The organism is Agrobacterium sp. CFBP 3001, assembly GCF_027871605.1.
Lineage (GTDB): Bacteria > Pseudomonadota > Alphaproteobacteria > Rhizobiales > Rhizobiaceae > Agrobacterium > Agrobacterium leguminum.
In genome coordinates this window covers 176,682-199,432 of record NZ_JAQAHD010000005.1, presented here as the reverse complement: position 1 = coordinate 199,432, position 22,751 = coordinate 176,682, and the positions used below count along the sequence as shown (strand labels likewise).

The window sequence follows — 22,751 nt, the reverse complement described above, 5'->3', positions numbered from 1 at the left end:
GTTTAACCGAAAGCGCAGTCGCGCATCATCCCGCCATTGCTTCTTCATATTCGCTCGAAAGCAGCAGCCATTGCTCCTCCGCATCCGAAAGCTTCGCGGCGGCCTCGCCGCGCTCCTTCACTTTCTGTGCGGCCTTGGCGGGCGCTTTTTCGTATAGGACGGGATCCGCCAGCTCGGCGTCGAGCGACTGAATCAGTTTCTCAAGCTTCGCCGTCAGGGATTCGATTTCGTTGATCTTTTTCTTGAGCGGCGCAAGCTGGGCGCGCTTTTCCGCGCTTGCCTTGCGTTGATCGGCTTTGGAGGCCTGATCGGCCACGGCGTCGGTCTTGTCTTCCTTCTTCTTACCGGAGGAAACGACGAGATCGCGATATTCCTCCATGTCGCCTTCGAAGGTCTTGACCGTGCCGTCAGCCACCAGCCACAGCCGGTCCACCGTCGCCTCGATGAGATGGCGGTCGTGCGAGATGAGGATGACCGCGCCGCTGTAATCGTTCAGCGCCTCGATCAGCGCCCTGCGGCTGTCGATATCGAGATGGTTGGTCGGTTCGTCGAGGATGAGCAGGTTTGGCGCGTGGAAGGCCGCAAGTCCCATCAGAAGCCGTGCCTTTTCGCCACCGGAAAGGTCCTTTGCCGCCGTCGCCATCTTTTCGGTTGCGAGACCCATCTGCGCCACGCGGGAGCGCACCTGTGCCTCTGGCGCCAGAGGCATCAGCTTGCGCACATGTTCGACCGGCGTTTCATCCGGCACGAGGTCATCGAGCTGGTGCTGCGCGAAGAAACCGATCTTCAGGCCAGGGGCGACGCGAAGATCGCCCGCCTGCGGCGCAAGGCGGCCGGAGATGAATTTCGCGAAGGTGGATTTGCCGTTGCCGTTGGAGCCGAGCAGCGCAATGCGGTCGTCATTGTCGATCCTGAGATTGAGCTGCTTCAGGATCGATTTGCCCGGCTCGTAACCCACAGCCCCGCCATTGATGGCGACGATGGGGGAGGCGGGCTGCTTTTCCGGCTCCGGGAAGGTGATCGGCTGGACGTGATCCTCGATCACGGCGGCGACGGTGCCCATGCGCTCCAGCGCCTTGATGCGGCTCTGCGCCTGCCGCGCCTTGGTGGCCTTGGCGCGGAAACGGTCGATGAAGCTTTGCAGGTGTTTGCGCGCGGCGTCATTTTTTGCCTTCGCCTTCATCTGCAATTCGTCGGCCTCGGCCTTCTGGCGCTCGAACTGATCGTAACCACCGCGATAGAAGGTCAGCTTCTTCTGGTCCAGATGCACGATGGAGTTGACGGCATTGTTGAGAAGATCGCGGTCGTGGCTGATGATGATGACGGTGTGCGGATAACGCCGGATATAATCCTCCAGCCAGAGCGTGCCTTCGAGGTCGAGATAGTTGGTCGGCTCGTCGAGCAGCAAAAGGTCGGGTTCTGCAAACAGCACGGAGGCAAGCGCCACGCGCATGCGCCAGCCGCCGGAGAAGGAGGAGGCCGGGCGAAGCTGCGCTTCGTGATCGAAACCGAGACCGGCAAGAATGCTGGAGGCGCGCGCTTCCGCCGAATGGGCGTCGATATCGACGAGCCGCATCTGGATTTCGGCGATACGGTGCGGATCGGTTGCGGTTTCCGCCTCGGCCAGAAGCGCGCTGCGCTCCTTGTCGGCCGAAAGCACGATGGAAATCAGCGATTCTTCGGTGCCTGGGGCTTCCTGCGCCACCTGGCCGATGCGCGCCTGTTTCGGGATTGTCACCGAACCGCTTTCCGCCGAGAAATCGCCGGTGATAACCCGGAACAGGGTGGATTTGCCGGCGCCATTGCGGCCAACAAGGCCCGCCTTCACACCGGCGGGAAGCGTCACGCTGGCATGGTCGAGAAGCAGACGCCCGGCGATACGGGCGGAAAGATCGGTAATCGTAATCATGGCGCCGTTTTGGCCGAACTGTCTTGCCAAGGCAAGAGCGCCCGCGCCACATCGGGCGAGATTAAACTGTCAATCGCCGAGCTGCGCCAGATAGCTGCTGCGGCTATGCTGCGCCACCTCCCGCGAATAACCGACGACGCAGTTGCGCGTGCCGCAGCGGGCCGAAAGCAGAGCGAGTTCGGCATGGCTGAAAAATTCGGCGGGCGTTGCGGTTCCGTCCACCGCAGCGACGCCGATCGAAACGGTCAGATGTTCGCCGTCTCCTTCCTGCGTCACGAAACGCAGCGCCTCCACGCTTTGCCGCAACCGCTCGGCAATGGCCTCGGCCGTGTTCTGCGGCACGCCGGCAAACAGGAAGGCGAATTCATCGCCACCGATACGGGCGACGAAATCGTCCTTCTTGATGGTTTTGCGAAACAGGGCGGCGAGACGCCGTAATGCCTTGTTGCCGGCGGCGGAGCCATATTTGCCGTTGATCTCCCGGAAATGGTCGATATCCAGCAGCACCAGCGAGGTGGCGGATGCGGCCCGGTCCTTTGGAAAAAGAGCGCCAAGCTTTTCGAGAAAGGCCGCGCGGTTTGGCAGTGCCGTCAGCGCATCGCGCAGCGAGGCGGCCTGAAGTTCCCCACGGTTTCTTTCAACCTCGCGGATTTTCACCAGTCCCATGGCGATGAAATGCCGAAGGCTCGTCTGTTCTTCGTGGATATCGCCCAGCAACTCCACGAAGCGCTCCGTTGCGGGCGGCTCGCCATCCTCATGCTGCTCTAGGCTGGCCAGAAAAGTTTCGGTGCGCTGAAGGCTTGCATCCAGCCGCGCGGAAATCTGCGTGAGTGTATCGAAGGCGTCGCTTGCCATCTGTTCGGCTTCGATGCGCGAAAAGCCGGGCAGATTGTGCCGCTGGCCGATGAGGTCGATTTCATGCTGCTGCGGCGCATTGCCAAGAGCGAGAATGTCACGGCCCATGGCCGGATTGTGTCCGGACAATATTTCATAGATCAATTCATAATTGCGCGGCAAAGGTGCAATGTTCATCTTGGCGATGAACTGCGTGATCTTGGTAACGACCAGAGCGCTTCTTGCCTGCTCGCGTTTTTTATCGCCCGCCGATGTCGTCACTGACAGCCCCAATAGCAATGGATTATTATGAATGGACCGGCGATAACCGATTGTTGAACGGCGTTATTCTTACAAGCGACGGTTTAAAATAGAATAAATCCACAAAGAATTTTGCCGTCCCGAAGCATGTATTCCGCGTTGCGGAAGGCGGGTGTGCCCCAAGCGTTCCTTGATCGATAATATGACAAATCCTGATTTGATTTCGGGCGGCGACCGTTTTTATATCGCTCCATCGATGTTGCAGAAGAGGGGCAGCCCATGACGACTTCCAGAACGCTCTATTCGCTATGCGGAAGCGATACTTCCCGGCCATTTTCTCCCCATTGCTGGAAAACCGTGCTTTCGCTGGCGCATAAGGGGCTGGATTTCGAGGAGCGGCCTTTACCCTTCACGGTGATCCCGACGGTGGAGGACGGTTTTTCGAAGACCGTGCCGATCCTGCGCGATGGCGACGAGCTGATAAGCGACAGTTTCGAAATCGCGCTTTACCTGGACGAGGCTTACCCGGAGCGCCCGTCGCTGTTTAACGGCGAGGGCGGTAAGGCCATGGCCCGTTTCGTCGAAAGCTGGTCGCAGACGGTGCTTCACCCGGCCATCGTGCGCATTGCCGTGCTCGATATCCACAATATGCTGGATGAGCCGGACCGCCGTTATTTCCGCGATAGCCGCACGAAAGCGCTCGGCCGTCCGCTCGAGGATGTGGTGGCGAACCGCGAGGCGGAAATCGCAGCCTTTCCGGCATTGCTTGCGCCGATCCGGCGTATGCTGAGCTTCCAGCCTTTCATCGGCGGCACATCGCCGCTCTTTGCGGATTACATCGTGTTCGGCGCGCTACAATGGGCGCGGATCACTACCGGGGCGGATTTGTTCGCCGATAACGACCCCGTGCGGGACTGGTTCGAAGGCTGCCTCGATCTCTATGATGCGAGAGGCCGCAGTGTGACAGCGGCGTGAAATGTCTGGCGTCATTGTCGCAATCTCGTCGATCCCCCTTGTTTTCGGGCCTTTGGGCGGGTAAAGACCGCCCACTTTCTCTGAAGGAAAAGGAAACGGACATATGGCGATTGAACGCACATTTTCGATGATCAAGCCGGACGCAACCAAGCGTAACCTGACGGGCGCGATCACCAAGGTATTTGAAGACAACGGCCTGCGCGTCGTCGCCTCCAAGCGCGTCTGGATGAGCAAGCGCGAAGCCGAAGGCTTCTACGCCGTTCACAAAGAGCGTCCCTTCTTCGGCGAACTCGTTGAAGGCATGACTTCCGGCCCGACCATCGTTCAGGTTCTGGAAGGCGAAAACGCCATCCTCAAGAACCGCGAAATCATGGGCGCCACCAACCCGGCCCAGGCCGCTGAAGGCACCATCCGCAAGACCTTCGCGCTCTCCATCGGCGAAAACTCCGTTCACGGTTCCGACGCTCCGGAAACCGCCGCACAGGAAATCGCCTACTGGTTCGCCGAAACCGAAATCGTCGGCTGATTCAAAATCTCAACGGCTTGAATCGCTGTTGCAGGCGATTGTGTGAAGCTGCTGAAAAGACTCGAAGAAACGGAGCCGAAAGGCTCCGTTTTTTTTGTTTTGGAGCGCTGCCTGCAAGACGGTGCGTTTCTGCGGAGACCTCATTCCATACTCCGTCACCCCGGACTGGATCCGGGGTCCAGCGCGATCAAGTCCTTGATCGCAAAGACTCTTACGCCACGCAGACGCGCGGCTGCTGGATACCGGGTCAAGCCCGGCATGACGGAAGTGAGGTTTGCCACCCCCTACAGAGAACTGAGCCTAAGGCTGCAATTTTTTGTTAGGACGCCGGACACCCCTGAACAGGTCGCATATCCGTCGTGCCATCCGGTTTGAACACCTCCGGATTGGGCGTATAAAGCGGGCCGACCACCAGCGGCTTGGCGGGAAGAAGCGACTGGTCGGTGTCGGAGCGGATCGTGGTTTCGATGGTCTGGAGAATGTCGCCTTCCGGCCCCTTGATGCGGATGGTGACCTTGTAGGGCCGGTCCTGCTTCACGCATTCCACCGGCGGGCTCTGAACCGTGATCTTTTCGTCTTTCGGGAAAATCTTCTCGCGGCTGGTGAGGTCTGGACCGCCGCGCGGGTTTTCGAATGTCGCTTCCACCGTGCTGCCATCGCGAATGGGGGCGATGCGCTGAAGCGTCACCAGATAGGTGGCGATGGCGACGCGATAGTTGAAAACGAACATCCGGCCGGAAATCTTCGCCACTTCGCGCGGTTCTTCCCGCTGGCAGCCTGAAAGAGCGAGCATTCCCGCAATCGCCAGCAAGGGAAGGGCAATTCTTTTCATGATCGCACGTCCTTCTTCCGGTGATAGTGCCGGCTGGCTTTCTGCCGGTTGCCGCACACAGCCATATCGCACCAGATACGGCTTCTGTTCTTGCTGCGGTCGATGAAAAGCCAGCCGCAATTGCCGCAGATCCGCAGCCGCTCCCGTGTCTCGCCGGCAAGCAGCGAGAGGGCGGAATGGGCGGTGGCGTTGCCCAGGCTTTCGGCAAGCGGAAACGTCCGCAGCGCTGTGCCGCAGGCGAAGAGAAGCCCGGCCAGCCTGTTGTCGTCATCGTCGTCGCCGGAAATGGCGGCGCGGAAATAATCGTCGACGGCCTCGCGAAGATCGAGAAAAACCGCCTGCTTTTCCGCCTCGGGCGCGATGAGCGTGGGAAACCTGTCACGTTCAGCACCGAGCCTTGCGGCCGCTTCGGCAAAGGCCGCGATCTGCGCCGGCACGGCAAAACGGTCGACCGATTTTGCCGCATCCGAGCGCAGGATCACGCTATTGGCGACATCCAGCGCCAATGCGCCGCCTGCGAAACGATGTTCTGTCCAGCGAAAGGTCATACCGCACATTATAACTGTCAAAATGAGTTTTAACAGTTATAATCATGGCGGGAGGACGCGCTTGGCCTATTTCCTGCAACAATTGCTGAATGCTGTGCCGGTCGCCTCGCTTTATGCGGTTCTGGCCTTTGGTTATGCCATCGCCTTTTCGGTCACCAAACGCGCCGATGTCACCTATGGCGCCATATTCGCCTTTGCCGGCCAGACCTGCCTGTTATTTGCGGATTTTGGCTGGAACCGGCTGTGGTTGGTTTTGCCGGCAACATTGGCGCTCGGGGCAGGGGCGGGCCTGTTCGGCGGGCTGTGGGCGGCGGGTTTTGTCGGCCGGGCGGTGATGCGGCCGCTGGCGAAAGCCTCTCCCAATGCCGTGACCGTCGCCTCTGTCGGCGTGCTGATTGCGCTGACCGAAAGCGCGAGGCTGGCCGCCGACACAAGGCAGTTATGGCTGCCGCCGCTTCTGTCTCAGCCGGTGCGCTTCTGGGCCGATGGCGGCTTTGCCGTGACCCTGACGCCGATGCAGATGCTGAACACGGCGGCGTTCTGCCTGCTCATTCTCGCAGGGTCGCTTTATCTTGGCCGTTCCGCTTTCGGCAGGCGCTGGAAATCGGTCTCGGACGATGCTTTCGCCGCCGCATTATGCGGGGTGAATGCGGGCCGGATATTTCTCGTCTCCTATTGTGCGGCGGGCGTCGTGGCCGCCATCGCCGGCGTGCTGGCCACATTCTATTACGGCACCATGGATTTCGGCGCTGGTCTGGTCTTTGGCCTGAAGGTGGTGCTGATTTCGGCGGCGGGCGGTTATGCCAGTCCGCTCATCTGCGGCCTTGGGGCCGCCGCCGTCGGCTTTGCGGAAACTTTCTGGGTCGGTTACGGCCCTGCCGCCTGGCGCGATGCGGTGGTTCTGGCGATGCTGGTCGGCTGGCTGATTGTCATGCGCAGCAGGGTGGAAGCGCCCTGAGTCTGGCCACTAGAGCGCTTTCGCGTTTCTTCGAATCGCGAAAGCGCTCTAACTCTTGTTTCGTCGCATTTCCGGGCGGAAAACCGGGCTCCACTTTTCCTGGAAATGCTCTATCGCCACTTGTCCTTGGCCGCGTCGTCGGTTGTTTTTGCCGCAACCCAGTCGCCCGCCGAGCCATCCTTGCCATGTTCCTTTTTCCAGAACGGGGCGGATGTCTTCAAGTAGTCCATCACGAAATTGGCGCCATCGAAGGCGGCCTGTCGATGCGATGAAGCTGTGATGACGAGGACGATGTTTTCGCCGGTGGCGATCTTGCCGTGGCGGTGGATGGCGGTGAGGCCGAGAAGGCCGAAGCGCTCCATGGCAAGTGTGGCGATGCGGGTTATTTCCGCCTCCGCCATGCCGGGATAGTGTTCAAGCTCCAGCGCCGCAAGCGTGCCGCCATCATCCCGACAGAGCCCGGTGAAGGCTACGACCGCGCCGATGCTCCTGTCACCTTCCGTCAGCCGGCGGGTTTCTTCCGCAGCGTCGAAATCCTCTGCCTGCACGCGGACCGTCGGCTGCATCCGCTCATCCCCCCGTCATCGGCGGGAAAATGCCGATCTCGCGCGCGCCGACGATGCTTTCATCATGCTCGACATGCTCCTGATTGACGGCGACGCGGATCACATTGGGAAACTCGAAAGCAGCTTCGTAATTCTCGCCGCGCGTCGCAAGCCAGGCGATCAGCTCGCCGGCGGTGGTGACGGAGGAGGGGATGTCCAGCTCTTCTTCATCCGTGCCGATCTTCTCGCGAACCCAGGCGAAATAAACGATCCGTGTCATCAGTCTTCGTCCACGATGTGCTTCAGGCCGGCCTTGAAGTAATCATAGCCGGTATACATGGTCAGCGCCGCCGCGATCCACAGCAGGGTAATGCCCATTTCGGTCGTGTAGGGCAGAACCTTGTCGCCCGCAGGACCCGCGAGCAGGAAGGCGATGGCGACCATCTGGATGGTGGTCTTCCATTTGGCGATGCGGGTGACGGGAACGCTGACCTTCAGCGCCGCCAGATATTCGCGCAGGCCCGAGACCAGAATTTCGCGGCAGAGAATGGTGATGGCCGCCCAGAGCGACCAGCCGGCAATGGTGCCATCCGCCGCCATCAGAAGCAGGACGGAGGCGACCAGCAGCTTGTCGGCGATCGGGTCCAGCATGCGGCCGATATTCGACGTCTGGTTCCAGATACGCGCGAGATAACCATCGAGGAAATCGGTCAGCGAGGCGATGATGAACAGCCACAATGCCGTCCAGCGCGCGAAATCCGAGCTTTCCAGTTTCCCTTCGATGTAAAAGCACAAAACGATGACAGGAACCGCGAGGATGCGGCCATAGGTGAGGAGGTTGGGAATGCTGTATGCGCGCGAAGCCATGGGAAACCTGTCAGTCTAAGATTAGCTGCCTTGATGCCGCCGCCAGGGCATAGCGTCAACACGTGATTATGTTTTTTTAGCAGTTCGCCACGAGGGCGCGGCGTCAATCGCTGCCGCTCTCGTGGAAGTGATTGTAGATTTGCCGCGCAACCGTCTCCGAAATGCCGCTGACAGCCATCAGGTCGTTGAGGCCGGCGCGGGAAACCGCCTTGGCCGTGCCGAAATGCTGCAGCAGGGAGCGCTTGCGGCCCGGACCGATTCCCGAGATTTCGTCGAGCGGATTGCGCACCATTTCCTTCTTGCGACGCGCCCGGTGCGAGCCGATGGCGAAGCGGTGCGCTTCGTCGCGCATGCGCTGAATGAAATAGAGCACGGGATCGCGCGGCGGCAGCGAAAAATCGCTGCGCCCATCCGCAAAGAAGCGTTCGCGGCCCGCCTCGCGGTCCACACCCTTGGCGACGCCGATGGCGGTCACACAGTCGCGAATGCCGAGTTCATCGAGAATGGCCCGTACCGCCGTCATCTGCCCCTGACCGCCATCGATCAGGATTACATCGGGCCAGGCGGGGAAGGGCATATCGGCGGCTTCCTCCGGCGTCGGCGTCTGCGTCTGCCCACGGTCGGGCTTTCCTTCTTCCTTCAGCAGGCGCGAGAAGCGACGGGTCATCACCTCGCGCATCATGCCGAAGTCATCGCCGGGGGTGATGTCGGTCGATTTGATGTTGAACTTGCGGTACTGGTTCTTCACGAAACCTTCAGGGCCCGCCACCACCATGCCGCCCACGGCATTGGTGCCCATGATATGGGAGTTATCGTAAATCTCGATCCGGCGCGGCACATAAGAAAGACCGAAGGTTTCCGCAAAACCTTTCAGAAGCCGCGCCTGAGACGAGGTTTCCGCCAGCTTGCGGCCATGCGCCTCGCGGGCATTGGCAAGCACATGGTCGGTGATGTCCTTCTTCTCGCCACGCTGCGGCACGCTGATTGTCACCTTGTGCCCGGCCTTTTCGCCGAGTGCTGCGGCCAGCAGCTCCTGCTCCTCCACCGTTTCGGAAAGCAGGATTTGCTTAGGCACCGGCTTGTCGTCATAAAACTGCGCCAGGAATGCATTGAGGATTTCCGAGCCGGGCAGCGAAGGGTCGGCCTTCGGGAAATAGGCGCGGTTGCCCCAGTTCTGGCCGGTGCGGAAAAAGAACACCTGAATGCAGGAGATGCCGCCTTCATGGTGGATGGCGAAGACATCCGCCTCCTCGATGCCGGCGGGGTTGATGCCCTGATGGCTCTGGACATGCGACAGTGCGGCCAGCCGGTCGCGATAGACGGCGGCGCGCTCGAAATCGAGGTCCTCGGCCGCCTCGTTCATCTGCCGCGCAATCGCGGTCTTGACGCTCTGGCTCTTGCCGGACAGGAAATCCTTGGCTTCCTTGACGAGTTCTTCATACCCCTGATCGCTGATCTCATGCGTGCAGGGGCCGGAACAGCGCTTGATCTGGTAAAGAAGACAGGGACGCGTGCGGGTTTCGAACACGCTGTCGGTGCAGGTGCGGATCAAAAAGGCGCGTTGCAGAGAATTGATGGTGCGGCCGACTGCGCCGGCCGACGCAAAGGGGCCGAAATAATCGCCCTTGCGCGCCCGCGCTCCACGGTGTTTGAAAATCGCCGGCGCGCGGTTGTCTGCGGTAATGAGAATATAGGGAAAAGACTTGTCGTCGCGCAAAAGCACATTAAAGCGCGGCCGCAAGCGCTTGATGAGATTCGCTTCCAGTAGAAGCGCCTCTGTTTCCGTGCGGGTGGTGACGAATTCCATATGGGCGGTCAGCCGCACCATCTGGGCAATGCGATTGGAATGCACGCGGCCCTGCGCGTAATTGCCGACACGCTTCTTCAGCGAGCGCGCCTTGCCGACATAAAGAACGTCGTTCGCCTCGTTGAACATGCGATAGACGCCCGGCGCATTCGGCAGGTGTTTGACGAATTCGCCGATCAGATCCATGCCCTTCAGGCCGGATTCGTTCTTCCAGCCCGCATTCCAGTCCATGCCGGCAACGTCGCTCGATGCCTCGGCCGCATCGGTCGCAGCAAGGTTTGCATCGTCGTCTTCGTCGTCGGTTTCATCGAAGAGAATACCGCCATCAGGCAGCTTCTTTCCGTTCATTCATTTATCTCCGCCACGTCAGGGGTTTCCCAGCCAAGATGCTGGCCGCCGTCGAGCGCGATCATTTGTCCGGTGACCGACGGCGTGTCGAAAAGAAAGCGAATCGTCCGCCCGAACTCGTCCGGTGCGGGACCACGCTTTAATATAAGGCCGTCGATCTGCGCCTGAAAGTCCTCGGGCGCCTGTCTTTCGCTTTTGAATGTCGGACCCGGCCCGATGGCGTTGACCCGCACACGCGGCGCAAAGCTTTGCGCCATCGTCCGCGTGGCCGTCCAGAGCGCCGATTTCGAAAGCGTATAGGAATAAAACCGTGGCGTGAGCGCAAGCACGCGCTGGTCGATGATATTGACGATCAGCCCGGATTTATCGGCAGGCAGTTGCTCGACAAAGGCGGCGGCGATGAGGGAGGGCGCCCGCACATGCACGGCGAAATGTGCGTCGAAGATCGCCGGATCGGGCTTGTCCGCCGAGTCGTCGAGAAAAACCGACGCATTGTTGATAACGACGCCGATAGGCCCGAGTGCTGACGCAGCCTGTTCGATGAGTCCCGAAGCAGGGCCGGATTGTGTCAGATCCGCCTGAACGGCTACAGCCTTGCCACCTTTCTGCCTTATTTCGTTAGCGAATTCCTCGGCGCTGGCCATGGAAGTATTGGCATGGACGGCGATGGCGAAGCCATGGGCGGCCAGATCGGTGGCGATTGCCCGCCCGAGCCGGCGGGCGGCTCCCGTTATCAAGACTGTCTTTTGTATATTTTCTTTCACGGCTGACCTGCATTTGCTCATATCCGTCCTATTTGCTGGATATAAATGCAAATCGCAAGCTGTCCATCGGCCCCAAAAGAATTGGGCGATTTTTTATTCACAATGCAATTTCGGTTTAATTTGAATATAACTAAGTTTAAAGGCGATCTATTGCTGGTTAGGCTTCTGTTAGGGTTAATAAACCCCTTGTGGCAATTAGGCAACGTCTAATTCTAGTCACGTCGCTGCCCCAAACAATTCACATTTTGGCTCTTTGATCTCCGCATTCTCCTATCAAATTCAGTTTCCAGAGGGGCGATTAACCCGACGAGTTTACACCGCGTCTGAGAACAATGTTTTGAGTACAGAGCGGTCCTGAAAGGAGAATAGCATGCGTATTTTCGTAGCAACCCTTATGGCTTCGACCATGGCAGCCGCCGGCTTTTCGGCTGCTCACGCCGCTGACGCCGTAAACGAAGTGCCGCAGGCACCGGTTTCCTACGACCAGCCCGCGCCGGTCAAGGATTGGTCCGGTGCGTACCTCGGTGGTACGGTCAACTACGATTGGGGCCGTTTCAGCTCCAGCAACGACGGTCGTGACGCCAAGGGCGCTGGCGGCGGTCTCTACGGCGGTTACAACTGGCAGAACGGCCAGCTGGTTTACGGTGCGGAAGCCGACGTCAACCTCGGTGACGAGCGCGGTTCCGCCGGTACGGTCGCAGGTCGCGCCGTCGAAGGCAAGCAGGGCGTCAACGGCTCGCTGCGTGGCCGCGTCGGTTACGACATGAACCCGTTCCTGCTCTACGGTACGGCCGGTCTTGCTGTTTCCGACAACAAGGTTCGTGACGGCGTCAACAAGGACAGCGCCACGGCTCTCGGTTACACGGTTGGTGCCGGTGTTGAAGCCATGGTTACCGACAACATCACCGCTCGTCTGGAATATCGCTACAGCGACTACCAGAAGAAGGACTACACGCTCGGCAACGACGCCTTCTCGCGTGGTTATGACGACCACTCCGTCAAGGCCGGTATCGGCGTCAAGTTCTGATCCCTCAAGGATCGCTATTGGAAAAGCCGGGGTTTTGCCCCGGCTTTTTTGTTTTTCGCTCTTAAGCGTCGGCATGAATCCCCGGCCTTCCGGCCAGGCGTCCTTCTGCATCCGCCTCAGGCGGCGGCCTTCATTTCCGCATAGGCTTCGAAACGCTTGCCGAAGGTTTCCGGCCAGGCGGCCAGCGCATCGCGACCTTCGGCCCATTCCCCGGCGAAACGCAGGTCGAGATAACCGATCATCGCGGCAAGGGCGAAATGGCCGCCATGCAGCTTCTTGCCGGTTTTCGGCAGGTTGGTGTTGAGATAATCAAGCCCGCGGATCACCTTGCTCCACTGCTTGTCGATCCATGGCTGGTGGATCTTCTCTTCCGGGCGGAAACGGCGCTCGTAAACGATGGCGAGCAGGCAATCCATGATGCCGTCGCACAGCGCTTCGAGAATTTCCACATCCGTGCGCTTGCCGTTCTTTTTCGGGTAGAGCTTGCCGCCCGAAAGACGGTCGAGATAATGCATGATCGCCACGCTGTCATAGACCGAGCCGCCTTCATCCAGAAGCAGGACCGGAATCTTGCCGAGCGGATTGTTGTCCATCAGCGTTGCGGGCTCGGCACTGGTGTCGACACGCACGGAGGTAATGTCGATGCCGAGATGGCGCGCGGCCATACGGACCTTGGCGGAGTAGGGGGAGGCGGGCGAGTAGAGCAGTTCCATGGTCGTGTCCTGTGGGTTGTCGTCTGGGGACTGGAATAGTCAATAAAGCTGCATAGCGGTTTTATGTCTGGAAAATGTGTAGAAGAGTGCAATCGAGAGCAGTCGATGCGCTCTAGCGAATGGGGATGATTTCCGTGGCGTTGGCGCGGCAGCCCTTGCGGTCAAGCTCGGGGCAGTCGCGGAATGTCATGTCCCTGTTGAGGCAGATGCGCACTTCCTCAAGGCGCCTGCCGTCGCAGCTGATGGAGATGCCGCGTTTCGACAGGCCGGGATTGGCGTCGGTGAAGGCGGTTTCTATGGCGTCGGCGGAGAGAGTGGCGGCTTCGGCGCCGGAGGCGATCTTTCCCGGCAGCCGGATGGCTTCGAAGGCGGCCCGTGTCGCCGAGAAATAATCCCTCTGCGACAGGCCGGAGCAGGAGCCGTGCTTGCGCCACTGGTGGCCGATCAGGCCCATGGACGGCATGATATCGAACATGGTGCGGCCGATCGCGTCCGGAACACGGTCGGGCTCGCCGCTCTGGCAGAATTCCGGATAGCCGTTTTCGTTCTGCGGCCACAGCCCGTGCACCACGAAACCGTAACGTCTGTCGCTGCCGCATTGCTGGCGGTTGCCCGAGCCTTCGGAACTGGCGCAGAATGCCGGTGACCAGGAGAGCGACAGCACGTAAAAATCGAACCCGCTTCCGCGGGACGCAGGGTTCTTGCCCGTCTCCTGTCGGGAAACGTCGCGCCCTGGAGCGTCCGGCCGGGAGTTGCCGGCGGTCTGCGATTGGGATTGTGTCTGCCGGTTGCCGGCGGGGTTGGTCGGTGTCGGATTTTCCCGCGCGAACCACAATGCGCCGAGCGACAGAAGGCCCAGGGCGATGAAACCGGCATAACGCTTCATTCCGTGTACGTTCTCCGGAAAGTGGACGACCTCACATCGCCGGCGGGCGACGATCCGGTCTTACATCAACTTGTGAACGGGGCAAACCGCCAATCTTTGATGAAAAGGTTGAAAGCTTTGCCGCATAACGAATAAAGTCGAACGAATCTTCCGCAAAGACGGAACGGGGCTGGGGTGAGGCTGGAGGAAATAGGCGGGCATGACCGCATGAAATTCAAGAAATATATCTGGCCCGTCGTTGGCTTCGCGACGATCGGTTTTTCCGCATGGTTGCTCTTTCACGAACTGCGCGGCCTGTCGCTCGATGATCTCTGGGACAGTCTGAAAGCCATTCGCGTGCGGGACTGGCTGTGTTCGGGCCTTGCAACCCTGCTGGCCTATGCCGCGCTCGCCGGTTACGACCGCATCGCGTTGCAGCATCTTGGCCGCAAAGTGAACTGGTTCTTCATCACGCTTACCTCTTTCACCACCTATGCACTGTCCCACAATGTCGGGGCCTCGGTATTCTCCGGCGCCGTGGTGCGATATCGTGCCTATACGTCCAAGGGGCTGAGTGTGGCGGAAGTGGGCGTGCTTGTCGGCCTCTGCTCCTTCACTTTCCTCATCGGCACGATCATGCTCATCGGGCTGGTGCTGCTTTACGAGCCTGACATCACCGAACGGTTTACCGGCATTCTGCCCGTCGAAGCCTCCACCACCACAGGTGTGGTGCTGCTTCTTTTCGTCGGTCTTTATATTCTTGGCAGCCTGCTCAGGCTGAAGCCCCTGAAAATTGGTTCCTTCGTGCTGCCATACCCCGCGCCGGAGCTTGTTGCGCAGCAACTCGTCATCGGCCCGATCGAGCTGATCGGCGCGGCGGGCATCATCTATTTCGCGCTGCCGGAAGCCGGAAATCCTGGTTATATGGTCATTCTCGGCATATTTCTGGTTTCCTTCTCGGCGGCGCTCATCTCGCACGCGCCGGGAGGTCTGGGGGTGCTGGAACTGGTCTTCGTCACCGGCCTGCCGGACATGAACCCGGCGGATGTCATCGCGGCGCTTCTGGTCTTCCGGCTGTTCTACCTCATCATTCCCTTCATCATGGCCCTGTTCGTGATCCTGTTCTTCGAACGGTCGCAGCTTGCGCAGGCGCAGAGGCGGGAAGGGCTGAGATAGCCCCCTCAAATCTCTTCCGCTTTTTCCTCGCCGCGCAGCCAGAAGGCGCGCTGCGAGGCGAACCTGTCCTGCGCCAGCATTGTCTTCAGGTAGGGCAGCAGCGTGTGCAACTCGTCCTTGAGCGTATAGGGCGGATTGACGATGATGAGGCCGGAGCCGCTCAGGCCATCCAGCCGGTCGCTTCTGACGGAAAGCTCTGCGCACAGCATCTTCGGAATGTCGAAGGATTGAAGCCGCTCGTGGAAGTCCTTGATCGGAGCGCCTTTCTTCAAGGGATACCACAGGCAATAGGTGCCGGTGGAAAAACGCCGATAGGCCTTGTTCAAGCCATCGGCCAGACGCTGATATTCATTCTCAAGCTCGAAAGGCGGATCGACGAGGATCAGGCCGCGCTTTTCCTTCGGCGGCAGATGCGCGCCGAGCGACAGCCAGCCATCCAGCTCGGTGACACGCACCTGATAGTCCCCCTCGAACAGGCGCGCGAGCGCCCGGCTGTCATCCGGGTGCAGTTCCATGGCCGAAAGCCGGTCCTGCGGGCGAAACAGCATGCGCGCTAGTTTCGGTGAGCCGGGATAGAATTTCACGCCACCTTCAGGATTAAGCTCCTTCACGGCGTCAAGATAGGGCTCCAGCAGTTCGGCGATGGGGGCGGGCAGATCGGCCTCCATCAGCTTGCCGATACCGGTCTGCCATTCGCCGGTCTTCTGCGCCTCTTCCGAGGTCAGATCGTAAAGCCCGATGCCGGCATGGGTGTCCAGCACGCGAAAGGCCTTGTCCTTGTTCTGCAGGTAACGCACGAGGCGGGCGAGAACGGCATGTTTGAGGACATCCGCGAAATTGCCGGCGTGATAGATGTGGCGGTAGTTCATGGATGTGTCTCGCTTGCCGTTTATCCGGATGAATGGTCAGGATGAATATTCTTGATGGACGTCACTTCGGCCTTTTTGCCGCATCGTTGATGCAATATACAAAAGACATGAACGTTGCGACCCCGATTTCCGCTGAAAAAGCCGCCCCGAAGTCCGAAGTCCGTATCGGACACTCGGTCTGCCCGCATGACTGTCCGAGCGCCTGCGCGCTCGAGGTCGACATCAATGCGGATGGCCGCATCGGCCGCGTGCGCGGGGCTAACGCCAATACTTATACCGCCGGCGTGATCTGCGCCAAGGTGGCGCGTTATTCCGAGCGCATCTACCATCCCGGCCGTTTGCTGACGCCGAAGCGCCGCAAAGGCGCAAAGGGTGCCGGCGACTGGCAGGAGATTTCCTGGGAAGCGGCTCTGGACGAGGTGGCGGACGCGTTCGTCAAGGCCGAGGCGCGGCATGGCACTGAGGCCATCTGGCCCTATTTCTATGCCGGCACCATGGGGCAGGTGCAGCGGGATTCCATCGAGCGCCTGCGCCACGCCAAGAAATATTCCGGCTTTTTCGGCTCGATCTGCACCAACATGGCCTGGACCGGTTATGTGATGGGCACCGGCGCATTGCGTGGCCCGGATCCGCGCGAGATCGCCAAGGCCGATGTCGTCGTCATCTGGGGCACCAACGCGGTCGCCACACAGGTCAATGTCATGACCCATGCGGTGAAAGCCCGCAAGGAACACGGCGCGAAGATCGTCGTCGTCGATATCTACGACAATCCGACCATGAAGCAGGCGGATATGCGCCTCGTCGTCCGCCCCGGCACGGATGCCGCACTTGCCTGCGCCGTCATGCACATCGCCTTCCGCGACGGTTACGCCGACCGTGATTATATGGCGCGCTTCGCCGACGATCCGGCCGGGCTCGAGGCGCATCTGAAGACGAAGACGCCGCAATGGGCATCCGAAATCACCGGCCTTTCGGTCAATGAGATCGAGGATTTCGCAAGGCTGGTCGGCGCCACCAAGAAGACCTTCTTCCGGCTCGGATATGGTTTTGCCCGCCAGCGCAACGGCGCGGTCGCCATGCATGCGGCGCTTTCCATCGCCACGGTTCTCGGCTCCTGGCAATATGAGGGCGGCGGCGCGTTCCACAACAATGGCGATATCTTCCGGCTGAACAAAGCGGAGCTGATGGGCAGTTCTTACGCCGACCCTGAGGTGCGCCAGCTCGACCAGTCGCAGATCGGCCGTGTGCTGACGGGGGACGCCGAGGCGCTGCGCCACGGCGGCCCGGTGACGGCGCTGCTCATCCAGAACACCAATCCCGTCAATGTCGCGCCTGAACAGCGGCTGGTAAAACAGGGCTTCCTGCGCGACGATCTCTTCGTCGCCGTGCATGAGCAGTTCATGACCGAAACGGCCGATGTGGCCGATATCGTGCTGCCCGCGACCATGTTCCTCGAACATGACGACATCTACCGCGCCGGCGGCCAGAACCACATTCTGCTTGGGCCCAAACTGGTGGAGCCGCCGGAAACGGTGCGCACCAATCTCTTCGTCATCGAGGAACTGGCAAAGCGCCTCGGCGTCGACCATATGCCGGGCTTCGGCCTTTCGGCCCGCGACCATGTCGACCGTATGCTCAAAGTCAGCGGCTGGGGCGATTTCGACACGCTGGCTGAAGAAAAGTGGATCGATGCGCAGCCGTCCTTCGAGGTGGCGCATTATCTCCAAGGCTTCGGTTACGGCGATGGCAAATTCCGCTTCAGCCCCGAATGGGCGACTGGACCGTCTCCGAACAAGCCGCCGAAAAATATCGGTGTGATGGGGCCTGTTGCACAATTTCCGAAATTCCCGGATCAGGTCGACGTCATCGAAACCGTGGACGGTGACCATCCCTTCCGGCTGGCGACATCGCCGGCGCGCAACTTCCTGAACTCCACCTTCGCGGAAACGAAGACCTCCGTGCAGAAGGAAGGCCGTCCGGAATTGATGATCTGTCCCGAGGATGCGAGCGGCAACGGCATCGCCGATGGCGACATCGTCCGCATCGGCAATGCGCGCGGCGAAGTGCGTCTCCATGCTAAAATCGTGGAGGGTGCAAGACCGGGTGTGCTGATCGCCGAAGGGCTATGGCCAAACAGGGCGCATCTCGATGGCGAAGGCATCAATGTGTTGACCGGCGCCGATGCCGTCGCTCCCTACGGCGGTGCGGCTTTTCACGACAACAAGGTGTGGCTCCGCCGCGATGACGAGGTCCGCGAGGCTTGATATTGCGCCGCAACACGGGCAGGCTGAAATTCCACGACAGGCAAGGACATATCCGGTGACACAGACGCAGGCGAAAAACATTCCGGCTGACACGGATGCGGGCAGAATCCGGCTGGTGGAAAAAGAAACCGTCTGGAAGGGCTTCGTGCATATGCAGAAGCTCGTTTTCGACCAGCGCATGCCGGATGGCAAAACCATCCGTATCGTCCGGGAAGTCCACGACCATGGCAGCGCCGCCGCCATTCTTCTTTATGACCCGAAGCGCGACAGCGTGGTGATGGTGCGCCAGTTCCGCCCCGCCGCCTTCGTGAACGGCGATCAAAGCTTCATGATCGAGGTACCGGCGGGGCTTCTCGACGACGACGACGCAGCCGTCGCCATCCGCCGTGAGGCAATGGAAGAATCCGGTTACGCTGTTGAGAAGGTCGAGTATCTCTTCGACATGTATGCAAGCCCCGGCACGCTGACGGAGAAAGTCAGCCTCTTCGTCGCCCGCATTGATCTTGACGTGCAGGCCGGCAGCGGCGGCGGACTGGAGGACGAAGGCGAGGATCTGGAGGTTCTGACCTACGGGCTGGACGAAGCCTTCGCGATGATCGCATCGGGTGAAATCACCGATTCCAAGACGATCATTCTCCTGCAATGGGCGATGTTGAATCGCGATCGGCTTTGAGGGCAGGGTTATTCGAACGCATCTGGTAAATTCGTACATCGAGTAAAACCGCCGAAATCAGAAGCGTCCTCTCACACCCATCCCCACGAAAATCGACTGCAAGTCACCGCCGCCGGCATTCTTTTCCGATGACAGGTTTCCGGCGCCTGCGCCGCTGTAATGTGTGTCTCCGCGCCCGAGGCTGGTATAGTCATATGCGCCGTCGAGATAGATCGAGGCATTCTCGGTCAGGTCATAGGCGACGCCGGCCTTGACCCCGAACATGCCGGCGACGTCGAATTTGTCGGTGAAGCGCATGTCACGCAGCCAGTGATCGTCGGTCGCCTTGCCATAGACCATGGCGCCGCCTTCGAGGCCCAGATTGAGCGACCAGTTGCCGAACCTCTGGCCGCCCGTCAGGTTGCCGTAGAAAACCGGGATTTGCTGGCGATAGGTGATCCCCTTGAGGCCATCTTTGAATTTGCCGGAGAAATCGCGGCGGGAGAAAACGCTGTAAACGGCGTTGCCGCCATAAGCCGACCATTGAACATCCGTATAACGAAAACCCACACCGGCGCTTAGATATTGCTGCGGATCGTCCAGCAACATGCGATTGAGTTCGAGGCTTCCCGAAAAATAATGGTCGAGCCGCGTGTCGTCATGCTGGGAACGGTGGCTCCAATTGTCCTTCGAGCTATCTCTGGAAAAAGGCCAAACCCAGTCATAGTCTGTCATATAGCCGTCGCCCTCGAAGCCGACTCGGCCCTCCGCCTTGACGCGCCAGCCGGGCGCAAGTTCAAGTCCGAGCGAGCCGCGCAATGCCACGGCGTTTTTGGTTTCCCATTCGAGTTCGCTCAGCTTGCGACCACCGATATGGACGGTTTCTGTCGCTCGAAGATTGAGAACGCCGGCATCCACTGAGGCCGTAATGCCGCTTTGCTCAGCCGCGACGGGCAGGCTGGCGCCCGCCATCAGGACAAGAGAAAGCGGCAGGGAAAATCTCGACAATGGCATAATCGCTCCTGAATGACCGGAGGGCCCGAAATAAGGGCCGTTGCGGGCATTAAAGATGATTATGGTAAATGATCGGTTTATTTTCCGAAAAATACCATTGTGAGTGTTTTTGTACTTTAGTTATAGCTTTATCAGGAGGCGGAGATGAGATTTGAATACTCAGTTTTACTGTCGCCATCCGTGGAGACCGCCTTGCCATCTTCCATTCGAACCTTGCCTTCGGCAAGCCGCTTCAGGGTAAGCGGGTAGAGCTGATGCTCGACTGTCAGGATCCGCGACGCCAGAGTTTCGGCCGTATCGCCGGAAATGACCGGCACCGCACCCTGCGCGATGGTCGGACCTTCATCCATGCCTTCGGTGACGAAATGCACGGTGCAGCCGGAAATCTTCATGCCGCTGTCGATGGCGCGCTGATGGGTGTTGAGGCCGGGGAAAAGCGGCAGCAGGGAAGGGTGGATATTGATGATGCGCCCTTCATAGGGAGCAATAAAATCCCCGGATATCAACCGCATGTAACCGGCGAGACAAATGATATCGGGCGCGATTTCCCCAAGTGCGGCCAGAATGGCGCCCTCATGCTCGGCCTTGCTGGCATAGGTCTTGCGCTCGAAGACCAGCGTGGGAATGCCCATGCCCCGTGCCTTTTCCAGCCCGCCCGCAGATGCCTTGTCCGAGATGACGCAGACGATTTCCGCCGGAAAATCCGCCGTCTGACAGGCCTTGGCCAGCGACACCATGTTGGAGCCGCTGCCGGAAATGAAAACGACGACGCGTTTGCGGCCGGACGGGAAGGCGGCGCTCATCATAGGCCGAGAGCGCCCTTGTAGATGGTGCCATGCGCGCCTTCTTCGCGGGCGACCATGCGGCCGAGCGGGAAGACGGTTTCACCTTCGGCAGTCAGAACCTCGGTGACCTTTTCGGCATTTTCGGCCGAAACGACGACGATCATGCCGACGCCGCAATTGAAGGTGCGCAGCATTTCCTTCGCTTCGACGCCGCCGGTTTTCGCCAGCCACGAGAAGACGGCGGGAACCTTGATCGCATCGAGATCGATTTCGGCAGCGAGATGCTTGGGCAGAACGCGCGGAATATTCTCCGGGAAACCGCCGCCGGTAATATGCGCCAGCGCCTTCAGCGCGCCGGTCTCGCGGATCGCCTTCAAAAGCGGCTTCACATAGATGCGGGTCGGCGTCAGCAGCGCTTCGCCGAGCTTCTTGCCATCCGCGAAGGGGGCAGGCGCGCTCCAGTCGAGACCGGAGATCGACACGATCTTGCGCACCAGCGAAAAGCCGTTGGAGTGAACGCCGGAAGAGGAGAGGCCGAGAATGACGTCGCCTTCGGAAATATCGCCAGCCGGCAGAAGCTGGCCGCGTTCGGCCGCACCCACGGCGAAGCCCGCGAGATCGTAATCGCCATCGGAATACATGCCGGGCATTTCAGCGGTTTCGCCGCCGATCAGCGCACAGCCGGATTCGCGGCAGCCGGCGGCAATGCCGGAAACGATGGCCGCACCCTGGTCCGGGTCGAGTTTGCCGGTAGCGAAATAGTCGAGGAAGAACAGCGGTTCTGCGCCTTGAACGACGAGATCGTTGACGCACATGGCGACGAGATCGATGCCGACGGTGTCGTGATAGTCAGCATCGATGGCGATCTTCAGCTTGGTGCCGACGCCGTCATTGGCGGCCACCAGAACCGGATCGGTGAAGCCTGCGGCTTTCAGATCGAACAGGCCGCCGAAGCCGCCGATTTCGCCATCCGCGCCGGGACGCCGCGTCGAGCGCACCGCCGGTTTGATCTTTTCGACCATCAGGTTGCCGGCGTCGATATCCACACCTGCATCACTATAGGTAAGACCGTTCTTGCCCGACTGGCTCATGGCTCTCGTCTCCGCTGGTTCCTTTGGCGTCGCCATTCGCACGGGACGGGGCCTGATGCAAGGGTTTGAGTGGCAAAAGCTCCGGTTTTTAACGGCTTTGGCGGGGCTTACCGAATTGGGTGCTCACGATGGCTGCGGCGCGGCGCGACAGACGAGATTGAGCAGGCCGTCGTTGGACGTATCGGAATTTTCCTCTATCGGCCGTCCGTTCTCGCCATAACGCGCGGCGATCTCGAAGCCTGCCGCTTCCAGCTGACGGGTCTGGGCAGCAAGGTCGATGAAATAAAACAGGCCGCTCCAGCGATGCGCCTGATCCGCGAGAATGGCATATTCCGGCGTCCGCCGTGTCGAAGGTTGCAGTCGCAGATAGTTGATCCAGCTTTGCGGATGCAGCGAATTCACCACCTCGCGCGGGTGCCAGGAGCGGCGGTGCAGCGGCATGCCGCCGGCCCGCTTCCATTGGCGATTGTGAAACGAAAAGATGAAATATCCGCCGGGCGCAAGAATGCTTCGCACGGCATGGATGATGGCAAGCCGGTCCTCATGGTCGAAGGCGCTTAGAATCGCGAGCGCGCCCAGCACGCAATCGAAACGCTCCGCACCGAACTGGCCGATCGCCCGCACATCCATATCGAGAAACGTGGCGGCTGGAAAATTGCGCCGCGCCAGCGCAAGCATAGGCTGCGAACGGTCGATGCCGATATAGTCTCCCACCAGCGGCAGAAGCGGCTTCGTCGTTCGGCCGGTGCCGACGCCGAGGTCAAGCAGCCGCTTGCCCGCATAGGCATGGCGGAACTGGTCGAGAATGATGCGTTCGGCCGGGTAAAGCTGCTGGTTGTCATACCATTCGGCAACTTCGGGATTATCGAAGAGACCGGCATTATATTCCGCGATGCCATTTTCACTGGTGCTCTGCATCGTGCCCCCCCGGCCGCCGGAGATGAAGGAGCGCCGCTGGCCCGCCCGGCAATATTTGATAGTTGTCTAATATTTACCGTCGGTCAACCTGCCGTTGCGAGGGGTTGGCCGGAAATGAGGGATTTTGCCGCTGTGCGGGCAGCCTCCTTCTGCCCATGCGCGAAAGCGCCGGTCTTGACCATGTGCATGTACGCATCCTATCT

General features: G+C 60.0%; 23 protein-coding genes. 7 read left to right on the top strand and 16 right to left on the bottom strand.

Annotated elements, in window-relative coordinates; genetic code table 11:
- Nucleotides 1-25: 25 nt before the first annotated feature.
- Together PH605_RS09425 and PH605_RS09420 are read right to left on the bottom strand one after the other, a co-directional pair.
- Complete coding sequence (locus PH605_RS09425) at nt 26-1,909, bottom strand: ABC-F family ATP-binding cassette domain-containing protein (RefSeq protein ID WP_142844899.1); 1,884 nt, start codon at nt 1,907-1,909, stop codon at nt 26-28.
- 69 nt (nt 1,910-1,978) lie between these two features.
- Complete coding sequence (locus PH605_RS09420) at nt 1,979-3,025, bottom strand: GGDEF domain-containing protein (protein WP_161987834.1); 1,047 nt, start codon at nt 3,023-3,025, stop codon at nt 1,979-1,981.
- A gap of 258 nt (nt 3,026-3,283) precedes the next feature.
- On the opposite strand from PH605_RS09420, the gene PH605_RS09415 reads away from it, so the two are divergent.
- Both PH605_RS09415 and ndk read left to right on the top strand, forming a co-directional pair.
- Entirely contained in the window at nt 3,284-3,979 is a 696-nt protein-coding gene (locus PH605_RS09415; RefSeq protein ID WP_065654073.1) for a glutathione S-transferase family protein, read from the top strand.
- Nucleotides 3,980-4,082: 103 nt separating this feature from the next.
- Nucleotides 4,083-4,505 (top strand): nucleoside-diphosphate kinase, encoded by a 423-nt coding sequence (ndk, locus tag PH605_RS09410; RefSeq protein ID WP_003496769.1) that lies wholly within the window; start codon nt 4,083-4,085, stop codon nt 4,503-4,505.
- 319 nt (nt 4,506-4,824) lie between these two features.
- Here ndk and PH605_RS09405 read toward each other — a convergent pair whose 3' ends face one another.
- Together PH605_RS09405 and PH605_RS09400 are read right to left on the bottom strand one after the other, a co-directional pair.
- Complete coding sequence (locus tag PH605_RS09405) at nt 4,825-5,337, bottom strand: hypothetical protein (RefSeq protein WP_142844824.1); 513 nt, start codon at nt 5,335-5,337, stop codon at nt 4,825-4,827.
- The gene (locus PH605_RS09400; RefSeq protein WP_193559573.1) at nt 5,334-5,894 is read right to left on the bottom strand and encodes a CGNR zinc finger domain-containing protein; all 561 of its coding nucleotides are present in this window, start codon (nt 5,892-5,894) and stop codon (nt 5,334-5,336) included. Before PH605_RS09400 ends, PH605_RS09405 begins: the two co-directional genes overlap by 4 nt.
- Before the next feature lie 52 nt (nt 5,895-5,946).
- Between PH605_RS09400 and PH605_RS09395 the strand changes: the two genes are divergently transcribed.
- Nucleotides 5,947-6,843 carry a branched-chain amino acid ABC transporter permease gene (locus PH605_RS09395; protein WP_142844826.1) on the top strand — a complete coding sequence of 299 codons (897 nt, stop codon included), beginning with the start codon at nt 5,947-5,949 and terminating at the stop codon, nt 6,841-6,843.
- A 110-nt stretch (nt 6,844-6,953) separates the two neighbouring features.
- Here the strand turns inward: PH605_RS09395 and PH605_RS09390 are convergent, their stop codons facing one another.
- The 5 genes from PH605_RS09390 to PH605_RS09370 all read right to left on the bottom strand — a co-directional run bounded on the left by PH605_RS09390 (nt 6,954) and on the right by PH605_RS09370 (nt 11,195).
- Nucleotides 6,954-7,409, bottom strand: coding sequence for a molybdenum cofactor biosynthesis protein MoaE (locus tag PH605_RS09390; protein ID WP_125145888.1), 456 nt, complete (start codon nt 7,407-7,409; stop codon nt 6,954-6,956).
- Between the two features lie 4 nt (nt 7,410-7,413).
- Nucleotides 7,414-7,668: a molybdopterin converting factor subunit 1 gene (gene moaD, locus PH605_RS09385; protein ID WP_065654069.1), complete on the bottom strand. Its 255-nt coding sequence runs from the start codon at nt 7,666-7,668 to the stop codon at nt 7,414-7,416.
- On the bottom strand, nt 7,668-8,255 hold the full coding sequence (pgsA, locus tag PH605_RS09380) for a CDP-diacylglycerol--glycerol-3-phosphate 3-phosphatidyltransferase (RefSeq protein WP_003520759.1): 588 nt from the start codon (nt 8,253-8,255) through the stop codon (nt 7,668-7,670). The genes moaD and pgsA overlap by 1 nt, the downstream gene beginning before the upstream one ends.
- 103 nt (nt 8,256-8,358) lie before the next feature.
- On the bottom strand, nt 8,359-10,410 hold the full coding sequence (gene uvrC, locus PH605_RS09375) for an excinuclease ABC subunit UvrC (protein WP_161987835.1): 2,052 nt from the start codon (nt 10,408-10,410) through the stop codon (nt 8,359-8,361).
- Entirely contained in the window at nt 10,407-11,195 is a 789-nt protein-coding gene (locus tag PH605_RS09370; protein ID WP_125145889.1) for an SDR family oxidoreductase, read from the bottom strand. Before PH605_RS09370 ends, uvrC begins: the two co-directional genes overlap by 4 nt.
- Before the next feature lie 349 nt (nt 11,196-11,544).
- Between PH605_RS09370 and PH605_RS09365 the strand changes: the two genes are divergently transcribed.
- Nucleotides 11,545-12,201, top strand: coding sequence for an outer membrane protein (locus tag PH605_RS09365; protein ID WP_035261664.1), 657 nt, complete (start codon nt 11,545-11,547; stop codon nt 12,199-12,201).
- Nucleotides 12,202-12,317: 116 nt separating this feature from the next.
- Here the strand turns inward: PH605_RS09365 and PH605_RS09360 are convergent, their stop codons facing one another.
- Both PH605_RS09360 and PH605_RS09355 read right to left on the bottom strand, forming a co-directional pair.
- On the bottom strand, nt 12,318-12,914 hold the full coding sequence (locus PH605_RS09360) for a glutathione S-transferase (protein ID WP_142844827.1): 597 nt from the start codon (nt 12,912-12,914) through the stop codon (nt 12,318-12,320).
- 112 nt (nt 12,915-13,026) lie between these two features.
- On the bottom strand, nt 13,027-13,800 hold the full coding sequence (locus PH605_RS09355) for a ribonuclease T2 family protein (protein ID WP_142844828.1): 774 nt from the start codon (nt 13,798-13,800) through the stop codon (nt 13,027-13,029).
- A 207-nt stretch (nt 13,801-14,007) separates the two neighbouring features.
- On the opposite strand from PH605_RS09355, the gene PH605_RS09350 reads away from it, so the two are divergent.
- A complete protein-coding gene (locus tag PH605_RS09350; protein ID WP_142844829.1) occupies nt 14,008-14,955 on the top strand; it encodes a lysylphosphatidylglycerol synthase domain-containing protein in 948 nt (315 codons plus the stop codon).
- Between the two features lie 5 nt (nt 14,956-14,960).
- On the opposite strand, the gene PH605_RS09345 is transcribed toward PH605_RS09350, so the two are convergent.
- A complete protein-coding gene (locus PH605_RS09345) occupies nt 14,961-15,824 on the bottom strand; it encodes a 23S rRNA (adenine(2030)-N(6))-methyltransferase RlmJ (protein WP_142844830.1) in 864 nt (287 codons plus the stop codon).
- 41 nt (nt 15,825-15,865) lie between these two features.
- On the opposite strand from PH605_RS09345, the gene PH605_RS09340 reads away from it, so the two are divergent.
- Both PH605_RS09340 and PH605_RS09335 read left to right on the top strand, forming a co-directional pair.
- A complete protein-coding gene (locus PH605_RS09340) occupies nt 15,866-18,088 on the top strand; it encodes a molybdopterin-containing oxidoreductase family protein (protein WP_161987836.1) in 2,223 nt (740 codons plus the stop codon).
- A gap of 55 nt (nt 18,089-18,143) precedes the next feature.
- Nucleotides 18,144-18,761 (top strand): NUDIX domain-containing protein, encoded by a 618-nt coding sequence (locus tag PH605_RS09335; RefSeq protein WP_080856204.1) that lies wholly within the window; start codon nt 18,144-18,146, stop codon nt 18,759-18,761.
- 57 nt (nt 18,762-18,818) lie between these two features.
- On the opposite strand, the gene PH605_RS09330 is transcribed toward PH605_RS09335, so the two are convergent.
- From PH605_RS09330 to PH605_RS09315, 4 genes are all read right to left on the bottom strand, one after another.
- Nucleotides 18,819-19,754, bottom strand: coding sequence for an omptin family outer membrane protease (locus PH605_RS09330; RefSeq protein ID WP_142844831.1), 936 nt, complete (start codon nt 19,752-19,754; stop codon nt 18,819-18,821).
- Nucleotides 19,755-19,885: 131 nt separating this feature from the next.
- Nucleotides 19,886-20,560, bottom strand: a complete 675-nt coding sequence (gene purN, locus PH605_RS09325) for a phosphoribosylglycinamide formyltransferase (RefSeq protein ID WP_142844832.1) — start codon at nt 20,558-20,560, stop codon at nt 19,886-19,888.
- A complete protein-coding gene (purM, locus tag PH605_RS09320) occupies nt 20,557-21,630 on the bottom strand; it encodes a phosphoribosylformylglycinamidine cyclo-ligase (RefSeq protein WP_078054076.1) in 1,074 nt (357 codons plus the stop codon). Before purM ends, purN begins: the two co-directional genes overlap by 4 nt.
- Nucleotides 21,631-21,753: 123 nt before the next feature.
- Nucleotides 21,754-22,548: a class I SAM-dependent DNA methyltransferase gene (locus tag PH605_RS09315; RefSeq protein WP_020811533.1), complete on the bottom strand. Its 795-nt coding sequence runs from the start codon at nt 22,546-22,548 to the stop codon at nt 21,754-21,756.
- Nucleotides 22,549-22,751 lie beyond the last annotated feature (203 nt).

What these genes read in the sequence shown, in the direction of transcription:
- PH605_RS09350 (WP_142844829.1), top strand. Translation starts at nt 14,008, where the DNA reads ATGAAATTCAAGAAATATATCTGGCCCGTCGTTGGCTTCGCGACGATC.
- PH605_RS09370 (WP_125145889.1), bottom strand. Translation starts at nt 11,195, where the DNA reads ATGAGCAAATGCAGGTCAGCCGTGAAAGAAAATATACAAAAGACAGTC.
- PH605_RS09360 (WP_142844827.1), bottom strand. Translation starts at nt 12,914, where the DNA reads ATGGAACTGCTCTACTCGCCCGCCTCCCCCTACTCCGCCAAGGTCCGT.
- PH605_RS09400 (WP_193559573.1), bottom strand. Translation starts at nt 5,894, where the DNA reads ATGTGCGGTATGACCTTTCGCTGGACAGAACATCGTTTCGCAGGCGGC.
- PH605_RS09330 (WP_142844831.1), bottom strand. Translation starts at nt 19,754, where the DNA reads ATGCCATTGTCGAGATTTTCCCTGCCGCTTTCTCTTGTCCTGATGGCG.
- PH605_RS09340 (WP_161987836.1), top strand. Translation starts at nt 15,866, where the DNA reads ATGAATATTCTTGATGGACGTCACTTCGGCCTTTTTGCCGCATCGTTG.
- PH605_RS09315 (WP_020811533.1), bottom strand. Translation starts at nt 22,548, where the DNA reads ATGCAGAGCACCAGTGAAAATGGCATCGCGGAATATAATGCCGGTCTC.
- PH605_RS09425 (WP_142844899.1), bottom strand. Translation starts at nt 1,909, where the DNA reads ATGATTACGATTACCGATCTTTCCGCCCGTATCGCCGGGCGTCTGCTT.
- PH605_RS09365 (WP_035261664.1), top strand. Translation starts at nt 11,545, where the DNA reads ATGCGTATTTTCGTAGCAACCCTTATGGCTTCGACCATGGCAGCCGCC.
- PH605_RS09355 (WP_142844828.1), bottom strand. Translation starts at nt 13,800, where the DNA reads ATGAAGCGTTATGCCGGTTTCATCGCCCTGGGCCTTCTGTCGCTCGGC.
- moaD (WP_065654069.1), bottom strand. Translation starts at nt 7,668, where the DNA reads ATGACACGGATCGTTTATTTCGCCTGGGTTCGCGAGAAGATCGGCACG.
- PH605_RS09405 (WP_142844824.1), bottom strand. Translation starts at nt 5,337, where the DNA reads ATGAAAAGAATTGCCCTTCCCTTGCTGGCGATTGCGGGAATGCTCGCT.
- uvrC (WP_161987835.1), bottom strand. Translation starts at nt 10,410, where the DNA reads ATGAACGGAAAGAAGCTGCCTGATGGCGGTATTCTCTTCGATGAAACC.
- PH605_RS09415 (WP_065654073.1), top strand. Translation starts at nt 3,284, where the DNA reads ATGACGACTTCCAGAACGCTCTATTCGCTATGCGGAAGCGATACTTCC.
- purN (WP_142844832.1), bottom strand. Translation starts at nt 20,560, where the DNA reads ATGATGAGCGCCGCCTTCCCGTCCGGCCGCAAACGCGTCGTCGTTTTC.
- PH605_RS09345 (WP_142844830.1), bottom strand. Translation starts at nt 15,824, where the DNA reads ATGAACTACCGCCACATCTATCACGCCGGCAATTTCGCGGATGTCCTC.
- pgsA (WP_003520759.1), bottom strand. Translation starts at nt 8,255, where the DNA reads ATGGCTTCGCGCGCATACAGCATTCCCAACCTCCTCACCTATGGCCGC.
- purM (WP_078054076.1), bottom strand. Translation starts at nt 21,630, where the DNA reads ATGAGCCAGTCGGGCAAGAACGGTCTTACCTATAGTGATGCAGGTGTG.
- PH605_RS09390 (WP_125145888.1), bottom strand. Translation starts at nt 7,409, where the DNA reads ATGCAGCCGACGGTCCGCGTGCAGGCAGAGGATTTCGACGCTGCGGAA.
- ndk (WP_003496769.1), top strand. Translation starts at nt 4,083, where the DNA reads ATGGCGATTGAACGCACATTTTCGATGATCAAGCCGGACGCAACCAAG.